Source organism: Pararobbsia alpina, assembly GCF_965118125.1.
Classification (GTDB): Bacteria; Pseudomonadota; Gammaproteobacteria; order Burkholderiales; family Burkholderiaceae; genus Pararobbsia; species Pararobbsia alpina_A.
The window spans coordinates 1,475,123-1,496,642 of the sequence record NZ_OZ221287.1 but is presented as its reverse complement, the minus strand read 5'-3'; the positions used below and the strand labels follow the sequence as shown (position 1 = coordinate 1,496,642).

General features: G+C 62.5%; 18 protein-coding genes. 1 reads left to right on the top strand and 17 read right to left on the bottom strand.

Translation table 11 applies throughout. The annotated features are described in order from the left end of the window. The first annotated feature begins 45 nt into the window (after nucleotides 1-45). A complete protein-coding gene (gene mltB, locus ACMFWR_RS06385; RefSeq protein ID WP_413194164.1) occupies nucleotides 46-1,245 on the top strand; it encodes a lytic murein transglycosylase B in 1,200 nt (399 codons plus the stop codon). 218 nt (nucleotides 1,246-1,463) lie between these two features. On the opposite strand, the gene cysM is transcribed toward mltB, so the two are convergent. From cysM to gyrA, 17 genes are all read right to left on the bottom strand, one after another. Further along, nucleotides 1,464-2,366, bottom strand: coding sequence for a cysteine synthase CysM (gene cysM, locus ACMFWR_RS06380; protein ID WP_413194163.1), 903 nt, complete (start codon nucleotides 2,364-2,366; stop codon nucleotides 1,464-1,466). A 186-nt stretch (nucleotides 2,367-2,552) separates the two neighbouring features. Then, on the bottom strand, nucleotides 2,553-2,963 hold the full coding sequence (locus ACMFWR_RS06375; protein ID WP_413194162.1) for a ComEA family DNA-binding protein: 411 nt from the start codon (nucleotides 2,961-2,963) through the stop codon (nucleotides 2,553-2,555). A gap of 145 nt (nucleotides 2,964-3,108) precedes the next feature. Beyond that, nucleotides 3,109-4,104, bottom strand: a complete 996-nt coding sequence (gene rfaD, locus ACMFWR_RS06370) for an ADP-glyceromanno-heptose 6-epimerase (RefSeq protein WP_413194161.1) — start codon at nucleotides 4,102-4,104, stop codon at nucleotides 3,109-3,111. Between the two features lie 79 nt (nucleotides 4,105-4,183). After that, nucleotides 4,184-5,146, bottom strand: a complete 963-nt coding sequence (rfaE1, locus tag ACMFWR_RS06365) for a D-glycero-beta-D-manno-heptose-7-phosphate kinase (RefSeq protein ID WP_413194160.1) — start codon at nucleotides 5,144-5,146, stop codon at nucleotides 4,184-4,186. A gap of 34 nt (nucleotides 5,147-5,180) precedes the next feature. Continuing rightward, entirely contained in the window at nucleotides 5,181-6,581 is a 1,401-nt protein-coding gene (locus ACMFWR_RS06360; protein WP_413194159.1) for a UDP-glucose dehydrogenase family protein, read from the bottom strand. Nucleotides 6,582-6,617: 36 nt separating this feature from the next. After that, the gene (gene lapB, locus ACMFWR_RS06355; protein ID WP_413194158.1) at nucleotides 6,618-7,793 is read right to left on the bottom strand and encodes a lipopolysaccharide assembly protein LapB; all 1,176 of its coding nucleotides are present in this window, start codon (nucleotides 7,791-7,793) and stop codon (nucleotides 6,618-6,620) included. Between the two features lie 67 nt (nucleotides 7,794-7,860). Then, on the bottom strand, nucleotides 7,861-8,154 hold the full coding sequence (locus tag ACMFWR_RS06350; protein WP_413194157.1) for a LapA family protein: 294 nt from the start codon (nucleotides 8,152-8,154) through the stop codon (nucleotides 7,861-7,863). 305 nt (nucleotides 8,155-8,459) lie between these two features. After that, nucleotides 8,460-8,783, bottom strand: coding sequence for an integration host factor subunit beta (locus ACMFWR_RS06345; protein WP_413194156.1), 324 nt, complete (start codon nucleotides 8,781-8,783; stop codon nucleotides 8,460-8,462). Nucleotides 8,784-8,795: 12 nt separating this feature from the next. Beyond that, the gene (gene rpsA, locus ACMFWR_RS06340; protein ID WP_413194155.1) at nucleotides 8,796-10,505 is read right to left on the bottom strand and encodes a 30S ribosomal protein S1; all 1,710 of its coding nucleotides are present in this window, start codon (nucleotides 10,503-10,505) and stop codon (nucleotides 8,796-8,798) included. A gap of 124 nt (nucleotides 10,506-10,629) precedes the next feature. Further along, complete coding sequence (gene cmk, locus ACMFWR_RS06335) at nucleotides 10,630-11,313, bottom strand: (d)CMP kinase (RefSeq protein WP_413194154.1); 684 nt, start codon at nucleotides 11,311-11,313, stop codon at nucleotides 10,630-10,632. Further along, nucleotides 11,310-12,611: a 3-phosphoshikimate 1-carboxyvinyltransferase gene (gene aroA, locus ACMFWR_RS06330; RefSeq protein ID WP_413194801.1), complete on the bottom strand. Its 1,302-nt coding sequence runs from the start codon at nucleotides 12,609-12,611 to the stop codon at nucleotides 11,310-11,312. The genes cmk and aroA overlap by 4 nt, the downstream gene beginning before the upstream one ends. 211 nt (nucleotides 12,612-12,822) lie before the next feature. Beyond that, a complete protein-coding gene (locus tag ACMFWR_RS06325; RefSeq protein WP_413194153.1) occupies nucleotides 12,823-13,944 on the bottom strand; it encodes a prephenate dehydrogenase in 1,122 nt (373 codons plus the stop codon). A gap of 8 nt (nucleotides 13,945-13,952) precedes the next feature. Then, entirely contained in the window at nucleotides 13,953-15,068 is a 1,116-nt protein-coding gene (gene hisC / locus ACMFWR_RS06320; RefSeq protein ID WP_413194152.1) for a histidinol-phosphate transaminase, read from the bottom strand. Between the two features lie 75 nt (nucleotides 15,069-15,143). Further along, nucleotides 15,144-16,229, bottom strand: coding sequence for a prephenate dehydratase (gene pheA, locus ACMFWR_RS06315; protein ID WP_413194151.1), 1,086 nt, complete (start codon nucleotides 16,227-16,229; stop codon nucleotides 15,144-15,146). Between the two features lie 180 nt (nucleotides 16,230-16,409). Further along, a complete protein-coding gene (gene serC / locus ACMFWR_RS06310) occupies nucleotides 16,410-17,486 on the bottom strand; it encodes a 3-phosphoserine/phosphohydroxythreonine transaminase (RefSeq protein ID WP_413194150.1) in 1,077 nt (358 codons plus the stop codon). Between the two features lie 105 nt (nucleotides 17,487-17,591). Next, entirely contained in the window at nucleotides 17,592-18,263 is a 672-nt protein-coding gene (locus ACMFWR_RS06305) for a DUF2059 domain-containing protein (RefSeq protein ID WP_413194800.1), read from the bottom strand. 42 nt (nucleotides 18,264-18,305) lie between these two features. Continuing rightward, entirely contained in the window at nucleotides 18,306-20,915 is a 2,610-nt protein-coding gene (gene gyrA, locus ACMFWR_RS06300) for a DNA gyrase subunit A (RefSeq protein WP_413194149.1), read from the bottom strand. Nucleotides 20,916-21,520: the final 605 nt, after the last annotated feature.

Genomic DNA, 21,520 nt, shown 5'->3' with positions numbered 1-21,520 from the left:
GCCTCACGCTTGTCTCGCCTGTTTGCTCTCCGTCTCACTTCCGGTATGTCCGCCCGAATCGCGCTTGCAGCTGCGGGATTCGCGCTTGCATCGACGACTGCGTTTGCACAGGACCCCGCACCCCAGACCTTTCCCGGTCAGTCCGGTGCACCCGGCCAGACCTTCGAAGAAGAAATCGTCCCGCAGCGTTATGCGAATAACCCGGACGTCGACGCCTTCATCAACGACATGGTCGCGCGATACGACTTCGATGCAGACGCGCTCCACCAGTTGTTCAATCAGGTCAGCTATTCCGCGACGGCCGTCAAGCTCGTGACTCCGGCGCCTGCACCGGGCGTCAAGAACTGGCAAGTGTATCGAAGCCGCTTCGTCGAACCGATCCGTATCAATGCGGGCGTCAAGTTCTGGCGCGAAAACCGGGATGCGCTGCAGCGTGCCTACGCGCAGTACGGCGTGCCGCCCGAGGCGGTCGTCGGCATCATTGGTGTGGAGACTATCTATGGCAAGTACATGGGTAACTTCCGTGTGCTCGACGCGCTGACCACGCTCTCGTTCGACTATCCGCCGACGCCGAACCAGGCCGAACGCGAGCAGACGTTCCGACGCAATCTGGCCGACCTGCTCGTCTGGACTCGCGACTCGGGCATCGACCCGACCACGGTTCAGGGTTCGTATGCGGGCGCGATCGGCATTCCTCAATTCATGCCGAGCAGCATCGTGCAGTACGCGGTGAATTTCGACGGCAACAAGACGATCGATCTGCGCAACAACCCGACCGATGCGATCGGCAGCGTGGCCAATTATCTGAGCAAGAATGGCTGGGAGAAGGATCGCCCCGTCGAGTGGCATATCGCCGGCGACACGGGCAGCGTCGGGATCGCGCAGGCTGCGAACGACGGCAAGCCCGAACCCGCGTGGACGCTCAATCAATTGCTCACGGCGGGCATGCTGCTCAATCAGCCCGGCCTGGACCCGGCGCGTGAAGGCTCTACGATGCTGACGTCGGTCGATCTGCCTTCACCGGCCGCGCCGACCCAGTATGTGCTGGGCCTCAAGAACTTCTACGTGCTGACGCGCTATAACCGCAGCTTCTTCTACGCCCAGGCGGTCTACGAACTCGGCGAAGCGGTCAAGGCAAAGGTCATGGCCCTCGATGCCGCCGCAGCCGCGCGCGCGAATGATGCCAGCGGCGCTCCCGCCAACAGTGTCAACGCGCCGGCGGGTCAAGGCAGCGGTTCAAACTGATCCCACTGTGAGCACAGATGTTCTCTCACCCTCAGGTGTTGCCCGGAGGTGAGAGCCCGCGCGGTGCAAACTGATTCCGCTGCGCACACAGATGTGCCCTCCCCCAGCTAGCTCGCAAGAGCTGAGAACCGATGCGGCTTGAACTGCTTTCGCCGCACGCACCGATGTGTGCCTCACCGTCGGGCGAGCCCTAAGCGGTGATGCGCGGCGTGGCCTGCTCAGGCGGGGAATACGCCCGTCGACAAATAGCGATCGCCGCGGTCGCACACGACAAACACGATCGTCGCGTTCTCGACTTGCCGCGCGATGCGCAGCGCGACTTCACATGCGCCCGCCGCGGAGATGCCGCAGAAAATCCCTTCGACCGATGCCAGGCGCCGCGCCATCGACTCGGCTTCTGCCTGACTCACGGACTCTTCCCGATCGACGCGCGCCCGATCGAAAATCTTCGGCATATACGCTTCCGGCCATTTGCGGATACCCGGAATGCGCGAACCTTCAGCCGGCTGCGCACCGATGATCTGGATCGCCGAATTCTGTTCTTTCAGGAACTGCGACACACCCATGATCGTGCCCGTCGTGCCCATCGCCGACACGAAGTGCGTGATGCGCCCTTCGGTATCGCGCCAGATCTCCGGACCGGTGGTCTGATAGTGCGCAAGCGGATTGTCGGGATTGGCGAACTGGTCGAGGATCACGCCCTTCCCATCTCGCTGCATCTGCTCGGCGAGGTCGCGCGCGTACTCCATGCCGCCTTTGAGCGGCGTCAGAATGATTTCCGCCCCATACGCCGCCATGCTTTGCCGACGCTCGACCGACAAGTCCTCGGGCATCAGCAGGACCATCTTGTACCCGCGGATCGCAGCCGCCATCGCGAGCGCAATACCTGTGTTGCCGCTCGTCGCTTCGATCAGCGTATCGCCCGGCTTGATACGGCCACGTGCCTCTGCCTGCTTGATCATCGATAACGCCGGCCTGTCCTTGACCGAACCCGCGGGGTTGTTGCCCTCGAGCTTGCCAAGAATCACGTTGTTCCGCGCGCGAATCTCATCGTCCGGCAGACGAACGAGTTGAACGAGCGGTGTATTGCCGATGGTGTCTTCGATAGTTTTGTAAGGCATGGCGAAGGTAGGGATGCGAAGGCTCGAGACGTGTAGAGCGTTTGATTGTAATCCACGCCTGTCAGGCATGCTGGCAACGAGGTCATCGGGGAGGCCTTTAGCGCGGGCACGGCGTAGCGATGCTTCGTCGTGCCCTGCCTGCACACAACCGCGTGTGCTCAATGTCAGAACGGTGTGAGGTGAACGCTATTTGCGCGCCGCTTGCGTAGCGCGCGCCGCGCTCTTGCTGTGCGCGGGAATTGGCGCAGTCGCACCGCCCGCCGCAGCTTCAGGCACGCCCGCCGCAGTCGATCCACTGCGCGCCCCGCTTCCCTGCGCGCCCGTGCTGCCGATCGTCAGGCCGTTCTCGCGCAAGTGTGCGATCGATTTGGGACCGAGTCCGCTGATGCGCGCGGCCAGGTCATCGTCGTCCTTGAACGGGCCGTTTGCTTCGCGTTCCTTGACAATCGCTCGTGCCTTGGACACGCCAATTCCCGTAATGCTTTCGAGCGCGGCCTCGTTGGACGTGTTCACGTCGACCGCTGCGTACGCCGACGATACCGACACCCCGAGCGCGAGTGCCATGACCGCGCTGAACCCACGTTTGATAATGCACATGCTGACTCCCTTGGAAACCCATCGCAGCACGATGCCGCGATGAGAAGCCAGTCTAGGGAGCGCGCCATCCGGCGCGTAGTCAGCCGGAAGGCCTATGCCGAAGATACGTTCGAAGGCTGTCCGGCCTTCGACGGTCGTCCGGTCTTTAGTGATTCTGCTCGATCATCCACTGCACGTAACGCTCGACGCCCTGCTGCACGGTCAGAAACGGCACCGTATAACCGGCCGCGCGCAAACGCGTCTGATCGGCTTCGGTAAAGCATTGATACTTGCCACGCAGCGCATCCGGGAACGGGATGTATTCGATCAGGCCTTGCGCAACGAGATCCTCGAGCGACAGGCGCGTCTCGCCCTTGAGCGCGCGCATTGTATTGACGACCGTGGATGCGACGTCGTTAAACGGCTGCGCATTCCCCGTGCCGAGATTGAAAATCCCGGTGAGCTGAGGGCGATCGAAGAAGTGCAGGTTCACACGCACGACGTCTTCGACAGACACGAAGTCACGCGTCTGCATCCCTTTGCCGTATCCGTTGTATTCGCCGAACAGCTTGACCTTGCCTTCTGCACGGAACTGGTTGAAGTTGTGGAACGCGACCGACGCCATGCGACCCTTGTGCTGTTCACGGGGACCATAGACGTTGAAGTAGCGAAAGCCGACGATCTGGCTCTTCGCCGTCGGCAGGCGCCGACGAACGATCTGATCGAACAGGAATTTCGAATAGCCGTAGACGTTCAGCGGCCGCTCCGATTCGCGGTTCTCGACGAACGTCTCCGACCCGCCATAAATCGCGGCCGACGACGCGTACAGGAACGGCACCCGCTGCCCGATACACGCGTCCAGCAACGCGCTCGAGTAGCGGAAGTTGTTGTCCATCATGTAACGGCCGTCGGTCTCCATCGTGTCGGAGCACGCGCCTTCGTGGAACAGTCCGCGGACCTTGCCGAAGTATCCCGATGCGAAGCGCTCGACGAACTCGGTCTTGTCGAGATAGTCGGTGATTTCGCAGTCGACGAGATTGCGGAACTTGTCGGCGCGCGTCAGGTTGTCGACCGCGATGATGTCGGTCTCGCCACGCTCATTGAGCGCCTTGACGAGGTTGCTGCCGATCAGGCCGGCCGCGCCGGTAACGATAAGTGTCATGGGTCGCCTTGCGAGGATAAGACACGCAAGCCAGACCGCCCGGGGCAGTCCAGCTTCGTAAGACTGTCACTGTCGGGTCTTAGCCGAACAGCTCATGGTATTCGACGGTCGCCGTACCGAGCTTCGCGACGACCACGCCTGCCGCGCGATTCGCGTAGGCCATTGCCTGGGGCAGCGAGAGGCCTGCGCCAAGCATCGCTGCAAGCGTGGCGATCACGGTGTCGCCCGCACCCGAAACATCATACACTTCGCGCGCATGCGTCGGCTCGTGCACGGCGCCGGCATCGGTGAAGAGCGTCATGCCCTCTTCAGACCGTGTGAGCAGCAGCGCCGACAAGCCGAGTTCGGCACGCAGCTTCGCCACGCGCTGCTCGAGATCCGCTTCCGATTGCCACCTGCCCACGACTTCACGCAATTCCGCGCGATTCGGCGTGATGACCGAAGCGCCGCGATAGCGTGCCCAGTCATCCCCCTTCGGATCGACGAGCACCGTACGGCCTGCGGCACGCGCGCTCGCAATCATGCGTTCGACGTGCGTGAGACCGCCCTTCGCGTAGTCGGAGAGCAGCACGACATCATGGCCCGAAAGCAAGGCGTCGAATCGGGCGAGGCCGGCAAGCAGGACCTCATGTGTCGGTGTGTTCTCGAAGTCGATACGGATCAGCTGCTGCTGTCGAGACACGATGCGCAGCTTGATGGTCGTCGCGAGACCGGGGTCGCGCTCGACGTGCGCCGACACATTGCTGTGCTCGAGCAATTCGATGAGCTTCTGCGCAGGTTCATCGTCGCCGATCACGCAAAGCAGACTGGTTTGCGCGCCAAGCGTAGCGGCGTTGCGCGCGACGTTCGCGGCGCCGCCAAGGCGCTCCTCGCTGCGGTTGACGTGAACGACAGGCACGGGCGCCTCGGGCGAGATCCGGTTCACGTCGCCGAACCAGTAACGATCGAGCATGACGTCGCCGACCACGAGCACACGCGACGCGCCGAGCTGTTCGCGGGACACGGGGGGCAAAGGCGACGTCTGAGCGGTCGAGGATGTCATGGTGGTCGTGGATGCGGTCATTGCACTTCCCGAATCAAGCGACGACATTGACGGACCCTTCCTGCGAGAACGTCGTCTCCGAACGGCCGATACCGAAGTACTCGATGCCCTGCTCGGCGACCGTCGACGGGTCGTAGAGATTACGGCCGTCGAAAATCAGCGGCGTCTTGAGTTGCGCCTTGACGTAGGCGAAGTCCGGGCTCTTGAATGCCTTCCATTCCGTCACGATCACGAGCGCGTCGGCGCCTGCGAGCGCCTTGCGGGGTTCGTCGACGTAGGTGATGCGCGACAGCGCATCGGGCTGGTCCGCGAAATCGAGCGCAAACACGCGGCGCGCCTCCTCCATCGAAACCGGGTCGTGCGCGACGATCGAGGCACCGCGCGCCAGCAGCTCGGCGATGATCGGTCGGCTCGGCGCCGCACGCATATCGTCCGTGTTCGGCTTGAATGCGAGACCCCAGACCGCGAAGCGCTTGCCGCTCAAATCATTGCCAAGACGCTTGACGATCTTGCGTACCAGCACCTGCTTCTGGTTTTCATTGACGGCTTCGACGGCTTCGAGAATATGCAGGCGCTGTTCGTTTTCGTCCGCCGTGCGGATCAGGGCCTGCACGTCCTTCGGGAAGCACGAGCCGCCATAACCACACCCGGAATACAGAAAGTCGTATCCGATGCGCGGATCGGAACCGATCCCGCGGCGCACGGCTTCGATATCCGCGCCGACGCAGTCGGCGAGATTCGCGAGTTCGTTCATGAATGAAATCCGCGTGGCCAGCATCGCATTGGCCGCGTATTTCGTGAACTCTGCCGAACGGACATCCATGTAAAGCGTACGTTCGTGGTTACGATTGAACGGCGCATACAGTCGCTTGACCATCTCGCGCGCCTTCTGACCGAGCGCGTCGTCGTCGCAGCCGAGCACGATGCGGTCCGGCCGCATGAAATCGTCGACTGCCGCGCCTTCTTTCAGAAACTCGGGGTTCGAGACGACCGAGAACGTCGCGGAAACGCCGCGCGCACTCAGCTCTTCGCGGATCGCGGCCTGCACGCGCGCCGCCGTGCCGACCGGCACCGTCGACTTGTCGACGACGACCTTGAATCCCGTCATATGCTTGCCGATGGCGCGCGCGGCGGCGATCACGTATTGCAGATCAGCCGATCCGTCTTCATCAGGCGGTGTCCCGACCGCGATGAACTGCACATCGCCATGCGCGACGCTGGCAGCGACGTCCGTCGAGAACTGGATGCGCCCCGCTGCGCGATTGCGCGCGATGAGCTCCTGCAAGCCCGGCTCATGAATCGGCACGCCGCCCGCGTTGAGAATGTCGATCTTGCGCGGATCGACGTCGAGACAGAACACGTCATTGCCGATTTCCGCGAGGCAGGCGCCCGTTACGAGGCCCACGTAGCCAGTGCCGATAATAGTGATTTTCATGATCTTCGGGATACTCCTGAGTCGATTCGGCGGCGATCAGCCACCGCTGGCCATCGGTTCAACGCGACGCGGCGCATAGGTTTCCCAGCCGCTGCAGCCCGGGCACTGCCAGTAAAACAGACGCGCACGAAAGCCGCAGCTTTGGCAGGTATAGCGCGGCAGGTTCTTCGTACGCTGGCGAATCAGATTGCGCATGAGCTCGAGTTCGCCGCGCCGCGGTTCCTCCGCCGTGGCGACCTGCGATTCGAGCAATCGCGACATGCCGGCCAGATTCGGTGCCTTCTGCATTTGCGCGCGCACGAGTTCATGCGCGGCCTCGGTGCCGACGTGCTGCGCAATATAGGCATACGAGATGTCGAGCAGATCGTTTGACGGATACTTCTCGAGATATTGCATGATGAGGTGCGCGCCGTCGGCGTCCTTGCCGAGCGCCGTATAGGCCTTCATCAGGCGTTCGACGACGAGCGGCAGATGGGCCGCCGACTGCGTTTCGACCTGGCGCCACAGCTCGATGGCGCGCGCCGGATTGCCGGCGGCCATCTCGACGTCGCCCGCCAGCATCGTCGCTCGCACGTTCGCCGGATTCACGTCACGCGCGAGCTTCAGCTCGTCGGCCGATGCCGTCGCGTCCTTGCGCTGCAGCGCTTCCTGCGCGCGCTCGCAGTGGAACTGCGCAATCTCCTTGCGATACGACTGGCCGCTCGTGTTCGCGAGCTTTTCAGCCATTGCAATCGCCTGCGCCCAGTCCTTCTCGATCTCATAGATCGTCAACAGGCATCGTTGCGCTTCGACCGCGAATGCGCCGCTGCCGAACGCCTTGAAGGTGTCTTCGGCACGGTCGAGCAAACCCGCCTTCAGAAAGTCCTGACCGAGTTCGAACAAGGCGTGTTCGCGTTCGACTTCGGGCAAGTCATTGCGATTGAGCAGGTTCTGGTGAACGCGAATCGCGCGCTCGGTTTCACCGCGACGTCGAAACAGATTGCCCAGCGCAAAGTGCAGTTCGGTCGTCTCCGGATCCAGCTTCACGACCTCGATAAACGCATCGATGGCCTGGTCCGGCTGCTCGTTGAGCAGGAAATTAAGCCCGCGGAAATAGGATCGCGGCAGGCTCGCGCTTTCGGAAAGCAGATGCTTGACGTCGAAACGCGCGGCCATCCAGCCGAGCCCGAACACCACGGGGATCAGCAACAGCCACCAATAATCAAGATCCATGCGGTGTGATCAGGCAATAAAAGAGAGTGGGAAATACATTCGGGTATCGAGGCGCCTGGCGCCCGCGTCAAATGATCGGGGGCAGCGGGGGCTCGTCGATGACGGCGGGCGTGTCCTGCACGTTCTTCAACTGGCGCTTGAGCCGCCCGATCTCAAGGCGCTGTCGCACAAGCGCCGGCGCGGCGGCCAGCACACCGGCCAGCAGGCCAACGGCGAAGAACACGAGGCCGATCAGGATCAGCGGCGCCGTCCACGAGTAGCCGGCGACGAAATTGAGCGATGCGTCCTGCGTGTTCGCCAACGCGAGCACGAGCAGCACAATGAACACCACCGCGCGCAACAGCCAGACGATAAACCTCATGCGATTCGTTTCCGTTGATGAGTGACGAAAGACGCCCAGGACAGCCCGACCAGCGAGCCGTGACGTCGGTTTGCGAATCGTGCGTATTGTAAAGGATGCCGCGAATGTCCCGGCAGGACGGGCAGCAACGCCGCACAGATACAAAAAAAGCGCCCGAAGGCGCTTTTTCAAGGGTACTGCAATCACTTCAATTGGCGGCGGACGATGCGAGCCGTCAGTCGAACCCGGTGCCGCGCTTCATTTCAGGTCGCTCGTTGAGCGACCCTCGAAGAAAAGCGGTCCGCGGACCGCGGCGCAAGCATGCTTTACAGCGTGCTGCTCGCGCCGTCCTGCTTCAGCGGCTCTCCCGCACGACCGTCGACGCGTTCGCGCAATTCCTTGCCTGGCTTGAAATGCGGCACGTGCTTTTCGGGCACGAGCACCTTCTCGCCAGACTTCGGATTGCGCCCGACTCGCGACGGGCGGCGGTTCAGTCCGAAACTACCGAAGCCTCGAATTTCAATGCGGTGTCCTTTCGCAAGCGAGTCGGACATCGCATCGAGCATCTGCTTCACGGCGAAATCCACATCCTTCAACACCAGTTGTGAAAATCGCGTGGCCAATTGCGCGACCAATTCGGATTTGGTCATACGCCGGCAACCTTACTGGTTCTGACCGTCCAGCTTAGCCTTGAGCAGCGCGCCGAGATTCGTCGTGCCGCTTGCCGCCGAGCTGTCGTTCGCCATCTTCGCCATGGCTTCGGACTGTTCAGCCTGGTCCTTTGCCTTGATCGACAGATTGATGCTGCGCGACTTGCGGTCGATGTTGATCACGACGGCTTCGACCTGCTGGCCTTCCTTCAGCACATTGCGCGCATCTTCAACGCGGTCATGCGTGATTTCCGAAGCGCGCAGGTAGCCTTCGATGTCGCCTTGCAGCGTCACGACAGCACCCTTCGCGTCGACCGTCTTGACCGAACCGGTCACGATCGAACCCTTGTCGTTCATCGCAACGTAGTTGCTGAACGGGTCGCCTTCCATTTGCTTGATACCGAGCGAGATGCGTTCCTTCTCGACGTCGATACCGAGCACCAGGGCTTCGACTTCGTCGCCCTTCTTGTACTTGCGAACCGCTTCTTCGCCGCTTTCGTTCCACGACAGGTCCGACAGGTGGACCAGGCCGTCGATGCCGCCAGGCAGGCCAATGAACACGCCGAAGTCGGTGATCGACTTGATCGCGCCCTTGAGCTTGTCGCCCTTCTTGTAGTTGCGGCTGAAGTCATCCCACGGATTCGGCTTGCATTGCTTCATGCCGAGGCTGATACGACGACGGTCTTCGTCGATCTCGAGCACCATGACTTCGACTTCGTCGCCAAGCTGGACAACCTTGCTCGGTGCAACGTTCTTGTTCGTCCAGTCCATTTCCGAGACGTGGACCAGGCCTTCGATACCCGACTCGACTTCGACGAATGCGCCGTAGTCGGTGATGTTCGTGACCTTGCCGAACAGACGCGTGCCCGACGGGTAGCGGCGCGAGATGCCTTCCCACGGATCGTCGCCCAGTTGCTTGATACCCAGCGAAACGCGGTTCTTCTCTTGATCGAACTTGAGGATCTTCGCGGTGACTTCCTGGCCAACCGACAGGACTTCGCTCGGGTGACGCACGCGGCGCCATGCGATGTCGGTGATGTGCAGCAGGCCGTCGATGCCGCCGAGGTCAACGAACGCACCGTAGTCGGTGATGTTCTTGACGACGCCTTCGACGATCGCGCCTTCCTTGAGCGTCTCGAGCAGCTTCGCGCGTTCTTCGCCTTGCGTGGCTTCGATCACGGCACGACGCGACAGCACAACGTTGTTGCGCTTGCGGTCGAGCTTGATCACGCGGAATTCGAGGGTCTTGCCTTCGTACGGCGTCGTGTCCTTGACCGGACGGGTGTCGACGAGCGAACCCGGCAGGAACGCGCGGATGCCGTTGACCATGACGGTCAGGCCGCCCTTGACCTTGCCCGTGATCGTGCCGGTCACGAGTTCGTTGTTGTCGAGAGCCTTTTCCAGCGACAGCCACGAAGCGAGGCGCTTCGCCTTGTCGCGCGACAGGATCGTGTCGCCATAACCGTTTTCGAGCGCGTCGATCGCGACCGAAACGAAGTCGCCCGCCTGAACTTCAACCTCACCTGCATCGTTGAAGAATTCTTCGATGGGAATATAGGCTTCGGACTTCAGACCCGCGTTGACGACCACGAAGTTGTGGTCAACACGCACGACTTCGGCGGAGATCACTTCGCCGGCGCGCATGTCTTGACGGGTCAGCGACTCTTCGAACAGAGCCGCAAAGGATTCGTTGCTGGAGGTTGAGGTTTGCAGGTCGGACATAAAAAATGAAAAATCACACGTTCCCGTTCATCGCGCGGCGCGCGTCACTGCCAAACGGTCAACATGCGGGGTTAGAGGTTTAACACACGTCCCGCAGCACAACGCCCGGGACACTTCACTGCGCCTACTCTTGCTTCTTCTGCACTCTCTCGCGAAACCACCCGACCACCGTTTGAACGGTCTGTTCGACGTCCAGACCCGAGGTATCGAGCGTCAGCGCATCGTCGGCCGGCTTGAGCGGCGCGGCGGCCCGCTGGCTGTCGCGATCGTCGCGTGCTTGCAAATCGCGACTGAGATCGTCTAGCTTAGCAGAAAAACCTTTTTCTATCAATTGCTTATATCGGCGCTCCGCGCGGGCGGCCACGCTGGCGGTCAAAAACACCTTGAGCGTGGCATCCGGGAAGATCACAGTGCCCATGTCGCGGCCGTCCGCGACCAGGCCCGGAGGCACGCGGAAGGCCCGCTGGCGGGCAATCAGCGCCTGCCGCAGCGCGCCATGCACGGCGATCGACGAGGCCCGATTACCCACGTGCTCGGCACGGATATCGAGCGACACGTCCTGCCCGTCGAGGCGCACGCAGCCCTCGCGGAACACGATATGGAGGTCCTGGGCCAGTTCGACAAGCGTGTCGACGTCGTTTTCGTCGATCCCGATCTTCAGGCTCGCGAGCGCCGTCAACCGGTAGAGCGCCCCGCTATCCAGATAGTGAAACGCCAGCGCTTCGGCCACCTTCTGGGCCACGGTGCCCTTGCCCGACGCGGTCGGGCCGTCGATCGTGATGACCGGTACTTTCAGATTGGCACTCATTGATGCGTCACAGCCCCGAAACGGTCGAAATAGTCGGGGAACGTCTTGCCGACGCAACGCGGGTCGTTGATCTTGACGGGCACGCCCGCCAGGCTCACGAGCGAAAAGCACATGGCCATCCGGTGATCGTCGTATGTGTCGATTTCGGCATTCGGCGTCAATGCCGCCGGGGGCGTCACGACGAGGTAGTCCTGGCCTTCCTCGACGGTCGCGCCCACCTTGCGCAACTCGGTCGCCATCGCGGCGATCCGGTCGGTTTCCTTGACGCGCCAGCTCGCGATATTGCGCAGCGTGCTCGGGCCATTGGCAAACAGCGCCGCGACCGCGATCGTCATCGCGGCATCCGGAATCAGGTTGAAATCCATGTCGATGGCGCTCAGGCGGCCGTCTTCATTCTCGACACCGCGGACTTCGATCCACTCATCGCCGACCGACACGTTCGCGCCCATCTTTGCCAGCGCATCGGCAAACTGCACGTCGCCCTGGATGCTCGTATGGCCGACGCCTTCCACGCGCAGCGGGCCACCGCCGATTGCACCGGCGGCAAGAAAGTACGAGGCCGACGACGCGTCGCCCTCGACCGCGATGCGTCCCGGGGAGCGATAGCGCGCCCCCGCCGGAATCGTAAAGCGCGACCAGCCGTCGCGTGCCACGTCGACGCCAAAACGCGCCATCAGGCGTGTCGTGATCTCGATATACGGCTTCGAGATCAGCTCGCCCTGAACTTCGATGACCACGGGCGCGGTGCGTGCAACGAGCGGCAACGTCAGCAGCAACGCCGTCAGAAACTGGCTCGATACATCGCCGCGCACACGGATCGGCGCGGCGACGGCGATCGTTGCCGGATGAATGCGCAGCGGCGGAAAGCCCTCGTTCTGCTCGTAGTCGACCGAAGCGCCGATCTGGCGCAGCCCGTCGACGAGGTCGCCAATCGGGCGCTCGTGCATGCGCGGCACGCCGTGCACGCGATATTCGCCGCCGCTGAGCGCCAGCGCCGCCGTCAGCGGACGCACCGCCGTACCGGCGTTGCCGAGAAACAGCTCGCCGTCCTTGACCGGAAACACGCCGCCCGCGCCGCGAACGGTGCAGCGATCGCCGTCACGCTCGATCCCGATGCCGAGCTTCGCGAGCGCCTCGAGCATGACTTTCGTGTCGTCCGACGCCAGCAAGTTGTCGACGACGGTTTCGCCGTCGGCGAGCGCCGCCAGCAGCAGCACGCGATTCGAAATGCTCTTCGAACCCGGCAGACGCACGGTGCCGGCAGCACGCGAGAACGGTCCCAATACCAGTTGTTCCATCTTGAATCCCTGTTGTTCGGCCATGCCGTCGCGTGCCGAAAAGCACATCGAAACACGGCCGCTAAGGCCCTACCTTTGCCGGCCCGAATGAACGCAGGCTCGACTTGTGGGCTCTACTTTATTGGACGACGAGCGTCCGTGCGCGTCCAGTCAGCCGTTCGACCAGGCGCGCGGCACGTCTGGAATGCCGGCACGGATGCCGACGCACGCCTCAGTTGCCTGGGTTGGCGTCTGTCCGGCCGGTGGCCGGAGCCTGAACGACCGGTGCCTGCCCTGCCGCGCCGGTGCCCGGACGATCGCTCCACGCCTCCCGTGCGTCACGCGCCCGGGTGAACACCGCCGACAGCGATTCGCCGTCGCCCCGCTCAATGGCGGCGCGCAGACGTGCAAGCACGGCGGTATAGCCGTCGAGTTCGGCGAGCACGGCATCGCGGTTCGCGAGAAAGATATCGCGCCACATTTCCGGGCTGGAGGCGGCGATCCGCGTGAAATCGCGAAACCCGCCCGCGGCAAAGCCGAATTTGAGCGCGGCGTCAGGCGAATCGAGAATCTGGTCGACCAGCGCAAACGACAGCAGGTGTGGAAGATGGCTGACCGACGCGAACACGCCGTCATGCTGCGCAGCCGTCATGCGGTGCGTGCGGGCGCCGGTCGCCTGCCACATCGCGTCGACACGCGCGACATCGTCACCGCGGTTCTCGTCCAGCGGACACAGCACGACGTTACGGCCGTCATAGAGCGATTCGAGCGCGGCATCGACACCACTGCGCTCACGACCCGCGATCGGATGCGCGGGCACGAACTGCCCGACCCGCGAGCCCAGCGAAGCACGCGCCGCGGCAATCACGTCACCCTTGGTGCTGCCGGCGTCGGTCACGATCGTCTGCAACTGCAGATGCGGCAGCATGACGTCGAGCAAGGCGCCGGTCTGCGCGACGGGCGCAGCGAGCAACACGATATCGGCGCCATCGAGCGCCGACGCGAGCCCGGCGACGTCGTCAAACGTACAGGCCGAATCGACCACGCCCAGCTCAACCGCGCGGTCGACCGATGCATGCGAACGGCCCACACCAACGATCGTGCTCGACGGGCCCACGCATCCGGCACGGCGAAGCGCCAGCGCGAGCGAGCCGCCAATCAGGCCGACTCCGCAGATCACAATCTTGCGGAACGCAAAACCGTTGCCTTGCAAAGGCGTGGTCTGTCCCGCAACAGCGTTCGAGTCCGGCAGCGGAGCACCTTCAGCCGCGCCTGCGCCCGCCCCCTGCCCGGCACTACCGTTCTGATTCGCGGCCGGATCCTGCGACACAGCGCCCTGCGGGCCTGAATTCATTGCACTCATCACGCGCGGCCGAGTACACGGCGCAGTGCCGCCAGGAACACGTCGTTTTCCTCGGGCAAGCCGATCGTCACGCGCAGCCACTGCGGCAGGCCATAGTTGCCCACCGGACGCACGATCACGCCTTCCTTGAGCAAGCCGAGATTCACACGCGAGCCGGCGTTGTCGTCATCGCCGACGCGGACCAGCACGAAGTTGCCCGACGACGGCACGTATTCGAGACCGAGCTCGTCGAATGCCGCGGTCAGCTTCTTGTAGCCGGCCGCATTGATCTCCGCGCTCTTTGCGAGAAACGCGTGATCGCCGAGCGCGGCGACCGCCGCAGCCTGAGCCATGCTGTTAACGTTAAACGGCTGACGCAGGCGGTTGAGCAAATCGGTCAACGCGGGCTGACCGATCGCAAAGCCAACGCGCAGGCCAGCGAGGCCGTAGGCCTTCGAGAACGTGCGCGAGACCAGCAGGTTCGGGTACCGGCGCGTCCACTCGATCGCGTCGTAACGCTGATCGGCCGTCAAGTATTCCGTGTACGCCTCGTCCAGCACGACGACAACGTGCGCGGGCACCTGCTTGATAAACGCCTCGATCTTGTCACCCGGAATGAACGTGCCCGTCGGGTTGTTCGGATTGGCGACGAATACGACACGCGTATCGGCTTCGATCGCAGCGAGCATCGCATCGAGATCGTGACCATAGGCCTGCGCCGGCACAACGATCGCGCGTGCGCCGACACCCTGCGTCGCCAGCGCATAGACAGCAAACGAGTACTGCGCGAACACGATCGACTGACCGCGCTCAACGAACGCATGCGCCGCGAGTTCGAGAATATCGTTGCTGCCGTTGCCAAGCGTGATCCAGTCTTCGGTCACGCCGTATCGCGCGGACAGCGCCGCCTTCAGATCGAAGCCGTTCGCATCGGGATAGCGGCCGAGGTCGCTGATGGCCTGTTGCATCGCGGCCTGCGCCGACGGCGGCATGCCGAGCGGGTTTTCGTTCGATGCGAGCTTGACGATGCGCGCCTCATCGAGACCGAACTCGCGGGCGACTTCGGAGATGGGCTTGCCGGCGATATACGGCGCAAGTGCACGGACGTACGACGGTCCGAAAGACGTGGCGGACATGAATGCTCCCTTCTTGACTGACTGACGGTGCCGGCCGCCGCGACGCACGCGCGGCCGGCGCTTTCGCGCCTGCGATCAATGCGAGCGCGGATACGACCCGAGGATCTTGATAAAGGCCGCGCTGCGATCGAGTTCTTCGATGGCCTCGGCGACATTCGCATCGTCGCTGTGGCCCTCGATATCGATATAAAACCAATACTCCCATGCCCCACGGCGCGCGGGCCGCGACTCGAAGCGCGTCATCGACACGCCGTGCCGCGCAAACGGCTCGAGCATATGGAACACCGCGCCCGGCTCGTTCTTCACCGACAGAATCATCGACGTCTGGTCGCGTCCGGTCGATTCGGGCGACGTGCCGCCGATCACGACAAAACGCGTGCGGTTGTGCGGATCGTCCTGGATCAGCGAGGCCACGGCCTGCAGGCCGTAGTGCGCGGCCGCGCGATCGCCGGCGATCGCGGCAAGCGTCGGATCTTCCGCGGCGAGACGTGCGGCTTCGGCGTTGCTCGACACCGCCTGACGCTCGAGCGTCGGCGCGTGCTTCGACAGCCACTCCTGACACTGCGCCAGGGCCTGCGCGTGCGCGCACACCCGCTTGACCCCATCGAGCTTGCCCGATTTGGTCAGCAGATTATGGTGAATCGGCACGGCGATTTCGCCGCTGATCGTCAACGTCGTATCGAGCATGAGATCGAGCGTGCGGGAGACGGCGCCTTCGGTCGAATTCTCGACCGGTGCCACGCCATAGTCCGCTCCGCCGGCTTCGACCGCCCGGAAGACTTCGTCGATCGACGAGCACGGCAAGCCTTTGACCGACTGGCCGAACAAGGTCTGCATCGCGAGCTCGCTGTAGGTGCCGACCGGGCCGAGATAGGCGATCGTCAGCTCGCGCTCGAGCGAGCGGCTTGCCGACATGATTTCGCGCCAGATGGCTTCGACGTGCTCGGGCCTCAACGGACCGGCCGCGCCAAGCTGCTGCAGGCGCGCGATGACCTGCAATTCACGCTCGGGCCGGAACACGGGGGCCGACATGGTCTTCTTGACCTCGCCGACTTCGAGCACCACCGCGGCGCGCTCGTTGAGCAACGCAAGCAACTGCGCGTCGAGCTCATCGATGCGATCGCGCAGCGGCTGCAATTTAAGGTTCAGTTCTTCGTCCATTGTCTATATGCGAGCGGTGCAGGCGCGCAACGCCACGCGCTGGCCCGAGGGCGAGCGCAGGCCAGGCCTGTTCCCGGGCAAGTTGCCCCGGGGCGTGGCGCCGACGCACGATGCGGCCACACTCGGCGGCCAGCCTGGTGCGCAGCCGCACACCTGCGATCCGGTATTCCGACGCAGCGCTTACGCGCGCGTTCGTTCGAATTCCCTCATGTAATCGACGAGTGCCTGCACAGCGTCGATTTGCACCGCGTTGTAGATCGATGCACGCATGCCGCCAACGGACTTGTGGCCCTTCAGCTGCAGAAGACGGCGCTCTTTAGCGCCTTCGAGAAACGCTTCGTTGAGCGTTTCATCGGCCAGGAAGAACGGCACATTCATTCGCGAGCGCGCCGATCGTTCCACTTTGTTCAGATAAAAATCACTGCTGTCTATCGTTTGATACAACAGCTCAGCCTTGGCAATATTCCGGCGTTCGATGGCCGCCAGGCCGCCTTGCGCCTTGAGCCACTTGAACACGAGGCCGGCGATATAGATCGCGTACGTCGGCGGCGTATTGAACATCGAGTCGTTTTCGGCGACAGTCTTCCACGTGAACGCGCTCGGGCAGATCGGCATCGCCTGATCGAGCAGGTCCTCGCGCGCGATCACGATCGTCACGCCGGCCATGCCGATATTCTTTTGCGCCCCGCCGTATACGACGCCAAAGCGCGACACGTCGAGCGGCCGCGACAGGATATGCGACGACGCATCCGCGACGATGGGCAGATCGCCAAGGTCCGGAAATGAGTTGAACTCGACGCCGTCGATGGTCTCGTTCGAGCAAAGGTGCAGATAGGCCGCATCGCGTTCGACGTTCCAGCTGTCGAATGCCGGAATGAACGTGTAGTTGCCCTTGGACGTCGCCGCGACGTGCACGTCGCCATAGCGCTTCGCTTCGGTCTGTGACTTGTTCGACCACGAACCCGTCACGACGTAGTTCGCCTTGTTGCGCTTGCCGAGCAAGTTCATCGGCACGATCGCGTTTTCTGCGATCCCGCCGCCTTGCAGGAACATGATCTTGTAATTCGACGGCACGGCGAGCAGCTCGCGCAGGTCGGCGACAGCGGTCTGGATGATCGAGGTGAACTCGCGGCCGCGATGGCTCATTTCCATCACGCTCATACCACTGCCCTGCCAGTCGAGCATCTCGCTCGCTGCCTGCTCCAGCACTTCGACGGGCAATGCCGCCGGGCCGGCCGAAAAATTAAACGCCCGCATTCGGATTCCGAGATCAAGAAACGACAAAGGCCGCTTGCGCACGTACGCAAACGGCCTCAATGGCACGGGCCCGAAGGCCCATGACGGGGGTCTGGCTACCGGGGCTTACTTCGCTGCCGGAGCTGCACCTGCGCCGGCCGCCGGCGCCTTCACGCTTGCCACTTCCTTGTCGGCCAGCGAACGCGTCGCGTTGACCGATTGCGGCATGTACTTGTCGAGCAGGCCATTGACGACATCGCGACCGACGAGGTCTTGGGCGTGCAGGAACTTCTGGCCGGTCGGGCTCTTGTAGAACGCCGTCAGATCCTTGATTTCCTGCGTCGAGTAGTAACGCGCATACGCTTGATACAGCGCATCGGTCTGGTCAGCCTTGAATTGCGGCGTCGTGAAGATCGTGCCTGCCGAGTCGACTAGCTTGGGAATCGACGATTGTTGCAGTTGCGGCACGACAGCGCGCTTCTGGTCAACGGTCATCGACTGGTTCTCGACGAGGGCTTCCTGGAGGATTTCCGGAACCATTTCCTTGGCGCGCATCTGGGCGCTGTTGGCCATCGCGGCTTCAAGCTTGTCGACTTCGATGGCGGCGAACAGGTCCTTGATCGCAGCCTTCTTCGGTGCGTCGATGTCGACGCGAGCCGGTTGCTGGGGAGCTTGCTGTGCCTGCGCGGGTGCGGCGGTCGTGCCCGCAGCCGGTGCGTTCTGGCCTTGCAACGCTTGTGCAAACACGAGGGTCGGGACGAACAGCGCGATCGGCAACAGTTTGAAATGCTTTTGCATCATTGCTCCATGAATAACTTGAAAGATTTCTGCGGGCTATGTTTATTCAGTCGCGTCATCGGCACCCGTTTCCGGCTCGCCTTCTGCGTCTGATTCTGCGTCGGTCTCCGCAATCTGCTGGAGACCCGACAAACGGGTGCCTTCGTCGAGGCTGATGAGTGTAACACCTTGCGTTGCGCGGCCCATTTCGCGGACCTCTGAAACGCGGGTACGAATCAGCACGCCCGACGTGGTAATCAGCATGATCTCGGCATCGGCGTCGACCAGCGTTGCGGCGACGACCTTGCCGTTGCGCTCGCTCGTCTGGATCGCGATCATGCCCTTCGTGCCGCGGCCATGACGCGTGTACTCGGTGATCGAGGTCCGCTTGCCGTAGCCGTTTTCGGTCGCGGTCAGCACGGACTGGTTCTCGTCGCCGGCCACCAGCATCGCAATAACCTGCTGCCCGTCTTCGAGCTGCATGCCGCGCACGCCGCGGGCTTCACGGCCCATCGGACGCACATCGTTTTCGTCGAAACGCACGGCCTTGCCCGAATCCGAGAACAGCATCACATCGTGCTGGCCGTCGGTGATCGCCGCACCGATCAGGAAATCGCCCTCGTCCAGATTGACGGCGATGATGCCCTTCTTGAGCGGACGCGAGAAGGCTTCGAGCGGGGTCTTCTTGACTGTGCCGAGCGACGTAGCCAGGAATACGAACCGGTCAGCCGAGAATTCACGCACCGGCAGCACGACGTTGATCTTCTCGCCTTCGGCAAGCGGGAACATATTGACGATCGGCCGGCCGCGCGAATTGCGCGAGCCCTGCGGCACTTCATAGACCTTGACCCAGTACACGCGGCCGCGGTTCGAGAAGCACAGGATGTGGTCGTGCGTGTTCGCGATGAACAGCGTCTCGATCCAGTCGTCTTCCTTCATCGCGATCGCCTGCTTGCCGCGGCCGCCACGCTTCTGGGCGCGGTATTCGGACAGCGGCTGCGACTTCACGTAGCCCGCATGCGACATCGTCACGACCATATCGGTCGGCGCGATCAGGTCTTCCGTGTTCAGGTCGATTGCGTTCGGCTCGATCAGCGAACGGCGTGCATCGCCGAACTCGGTTTTGATATGCGTGAGTTCGTCGCCAATGATCGTGCTGATCCGCTCCGGCTTGGCCAGGATGTCGAGCAGGTCGGCGATCTGCGCCATAACGTCGCGGTATTCGCCGGTAATCTTGTCCTGCTCGAGACCCGTCAGGCGTTGCAGACGCATCTGCAGAATTTCCTGCGCCTGGGTGTCCGACAGACGGTACAGGCCATCGCCCTGCATGCCGAACGCCGGATTCAGCCCTTCGGGCCTGAATGCCTCGATCCCACCGACGGCCTGCGCGTCGGTGCGCGACAGCATTTCGCGCACGAGCGAGGAGTCCCACGAACGCGACATGAGTTCCTGCTTCGCGATCGGCGGCGTCGGCGCCGACTTGATCAGCTCGATGAACTCGTCGATGTTCGCGAGCGCAACGGCCAGGCCTTCGAGCACGTGGCCGCGTTCGCGAGCCTTGCGCAGCTCGAACACCGTACGGCGTGTGACGACTTCACGGCGATGCGAGATGAAGTTCTCGAGAATCTGCTTGAGATTCAGCAGGCGCGGCTGGCCGTCGACGAGCGCGACCATGTTCATGCCGAACGTGTCCTGCAGCTGCGTATTCTTATAGAGGTTGTTGAGCACAACCTCGGGCACTTCACCGCGCTTGAGTTCGATGACGACGCGCATGCCCGATTTGTCGGACTCGTCGCGCAGATCGGAAATGCCCTCGATCTTCTTCTCGTTGACGAGCTCGGCAATGCGCTCGAGCAGCGTGCGCTTGTTCACCTGGAACGGCAGCTCGTCGACGATGATCGCTTCGCGTTGACCCCGATCGATATCTTCGAAGTGAGTGCGCGCTCGCATCACGACGCGGCCGCGCCCCGTGCGATAGCCGTCGCGCACGCCCGAGATGCCATAAATGATGCCGGCGGTCGGGAAATCGGGCGCCGGAATGATTTCGATCAGTTCGTCAATCGACGCATCCGGATTGCGCAGCAAATGCTGGCAGGCGTCGATGACTTCGCTGAGATTGTGCGGCGGGATATTGGTTGCCATGCCGACCGCAATACCCGACGAGCCGTTGATCAGCAGGTTCGGGATCCGCGCGGGCAGCACGAGCGGTTCTTGCTCGCTACCGTCATAGTTCGGACCGAAGTCGACGGTTTCCTTGTCGATGTCGGCAAGCAGCTCATGGCCGATCTTGGCCATGCGGATTTCGGTGTACCGCATCGCAGCGGCGTTGTCGCCGTCGATCGACCCGAAATTGCCCTGACCGTCGACGAGCATATAGCGCAGCGAAAAGTTCTGCGCCATCCGCACGATCGTGTCGTAAATCGATGCATCGCCATGGGGGTGGTACTTACCCATGACGTCACCGACGATACGCGCCGACTTCTTGTGAGCCCGGTTCCAGTCGTTGTTCTGCTCGTGCATGGCGTACATGACGCGGCGATGCACAGGTTTGAGGCCGTCGCGGACGTCCGGTAACGCACGCCCGACAATCACGCTCATGGCGTAATCGAGGTACGACCGGCGCATTTCCTCCTCAAGGGAGATCGGCAAAGTCTCTTTCGCGAATTGATCCATTATCCCTTTCTGTTCCAGAACCTTCTCTGGCACGGGCAAGCCCGGACACATAAGCGGGGGATTCTAGCATGCGGCGCACAGCCGCCGACGCACCCTGGGGCTTCCTGTGACGGGGCCCTCTATTACTAGTAGTGAGTTACTGGTCGTGAGCGAACGGCAACGAGAGACTTGAAACGCCCTGTGCGTAGTGCGAACCCACGGCATGCTGAGGCCGATGCGGCCGCGCGTTGCCGTGTTCTTTTAACGCGGTGTTACACACGCGCGCACTCAAGCGGAATGCATTGGGCGAAAGACACGTTTACAGTGTCGGGAACGACGCGTGACAGCGGGTTACGCGAAAAGTTCGACGTGAGAACGAAAGTCGCTGTCAACCGCTATCACGTGACGGGCACGAACGTCGTGCAAACAGGCCACACACGGGCGTCCGGACGCTTGCGAGGGGTCTGGTGCGCGCGTAGAGTGCAAAACGACGAAAAAGTTCTGCAAAAGTTTGGCAGGTTGCGCAGGATTCAGGGTAGGATGGCGTCCGCGCGGATGTTGCTCGCTGGCTACATGCATTACGGGCTTATCGTCGCAAAAGGACTTTTTCGGTGACTGCGGATAGC

What these genes read in the sequence shown, in the direction of transcription:
- cmk (WP_413194154.1), bottom strand. Translation starts at nt 11,313, where the DNA reads ATGAGTGCCAATCTGAAAGTACCGGTCATCACGATCGACGGCCCGACC.
- mltB (WP_413194164.1), top strand. Translation starts at nt 46, where the DNA reads ATGTCCGCCCGAATCGCGCTTGCAGCTGCGGGATTCGCGCTTGCATCG.
- ACMFWR_RS06305 (WP_413194800.1), bottom strand. Translation starts at nt 18,263, where the DNA reads ATGCAAAAGCATTTCAAACTGTTGCCGATCGCGCTGTTCGTCCCGACC.
- ACMFWR_RS06375 (WP_413194162.1), bottom strand. Translation starts at nt 2,963, where the DNA reads ATGTGCATTATCAAACGTGGGTTCAGCGCGGTCATGGCACTCGCGCTC.
- ACMFWR_RS06350 (WP_413194157.1), bottom strand. Translation starts at nt 8,154, where the DNA reads ATGAGGTTTATCGTCTGGCTGTTGCGCGCGGTGGTGTTCATTGTGCTG.
- ACMFWR_RS06345 (WP_413194156.1), bottom strand. Translation starts at nt 8,783, where the DNA reads ATGACCAAATCCGAATTGGTCGCGCAATTGGCCACGCGATTTTCACAA.
- aroA (WP_413194801.1), bottom strand. Translation starts at nt 12,611, where the DNA reads ATGGAACAACTGGTATTGGGACCGTTCTCGCGTGCTGCCGGCACCGTG.
- pheA (WP_413194151.1), bottom strand. Translation starts at nt 16,229, where the DNA reads ATGGACGAAGAACTGAACCTTAAATTGCAGCCGCTGCGCGATCGCATC.
- rfaE1 (WP_413194160.1), bottom strand. Translation starts at nt 5,146, where the DNA reads ATGACATCCTCGACCGCTCAGACGTCGCCTTTGCCCCCCGTGTCCCGC.
- rfaD (WP_413194161.1), bottom strand. Translation starts at nt 4,104, where the DNA reads ATGACACTTATCGTTACCGGCGCGGCCGGCCTGATCGGCAGCAACCTC.
- cysM (WP_413194163.1), bottom strand. Translation starts at nt 2,366, where the DNA reads ATGCCTTACAAAACTATCGAAGACACCATCGGCAATACACCGCTCGTT.
- gyrA (WP_413194149.1), bottom strand. Translation starts at nt 20,915, where the DNA reads ATGGATCAATTCGCGAAAGAGACTTTGCCGATCTCCCTTGAGGAGGAA.
- hisC (WP_413194152.1), bottom strand. Translation starts at nt 15,068, where the DNA reads ATGTCCGCCACGTCTTTCGGACCGTCGTACGTCCGTGCACTTGCGCCG.
- rpsA (WP_413194155.1), bottom strand. Translation starts at nt 10,505, where the DNA reads ATGTCCGACCTGCAAACCTCAACCTCCAGCAACGAATCCTTTGCGGCT.
- ACMFWR_RS06325 (WP_413194153.1), bottom strand. Translation starts at nt 13,944, where the DNA reads ATGAATTCAGGCCCGCAGGGCGCTGTGTCGCAGGATCCGGCCGCGAAT.
- lapB (WP_413194158.1), bottom strand. Translation starts at nt 7,793, where the DNA reads ATGGATCTTGATTATTGGTGGCTGTTGCTGATCCCCGTGGTGTTCGGG.
- ACMFWR_RS06360 (WP_413194159.1), bottom strand. Translation starts at nt 6,581, where the DNA reads ATGAAAATCACTATTATCGGCACTGGCTACGTGGGCCTCGTAACGGGC.
- serC (WP_413194150.1), bottom strand. Translation starts at nt 17,486, where the DNA reads ATGCGGGCGTTTAATTTTTCGGCCGGCCCGGCGGCATTGCCCGTCGAA.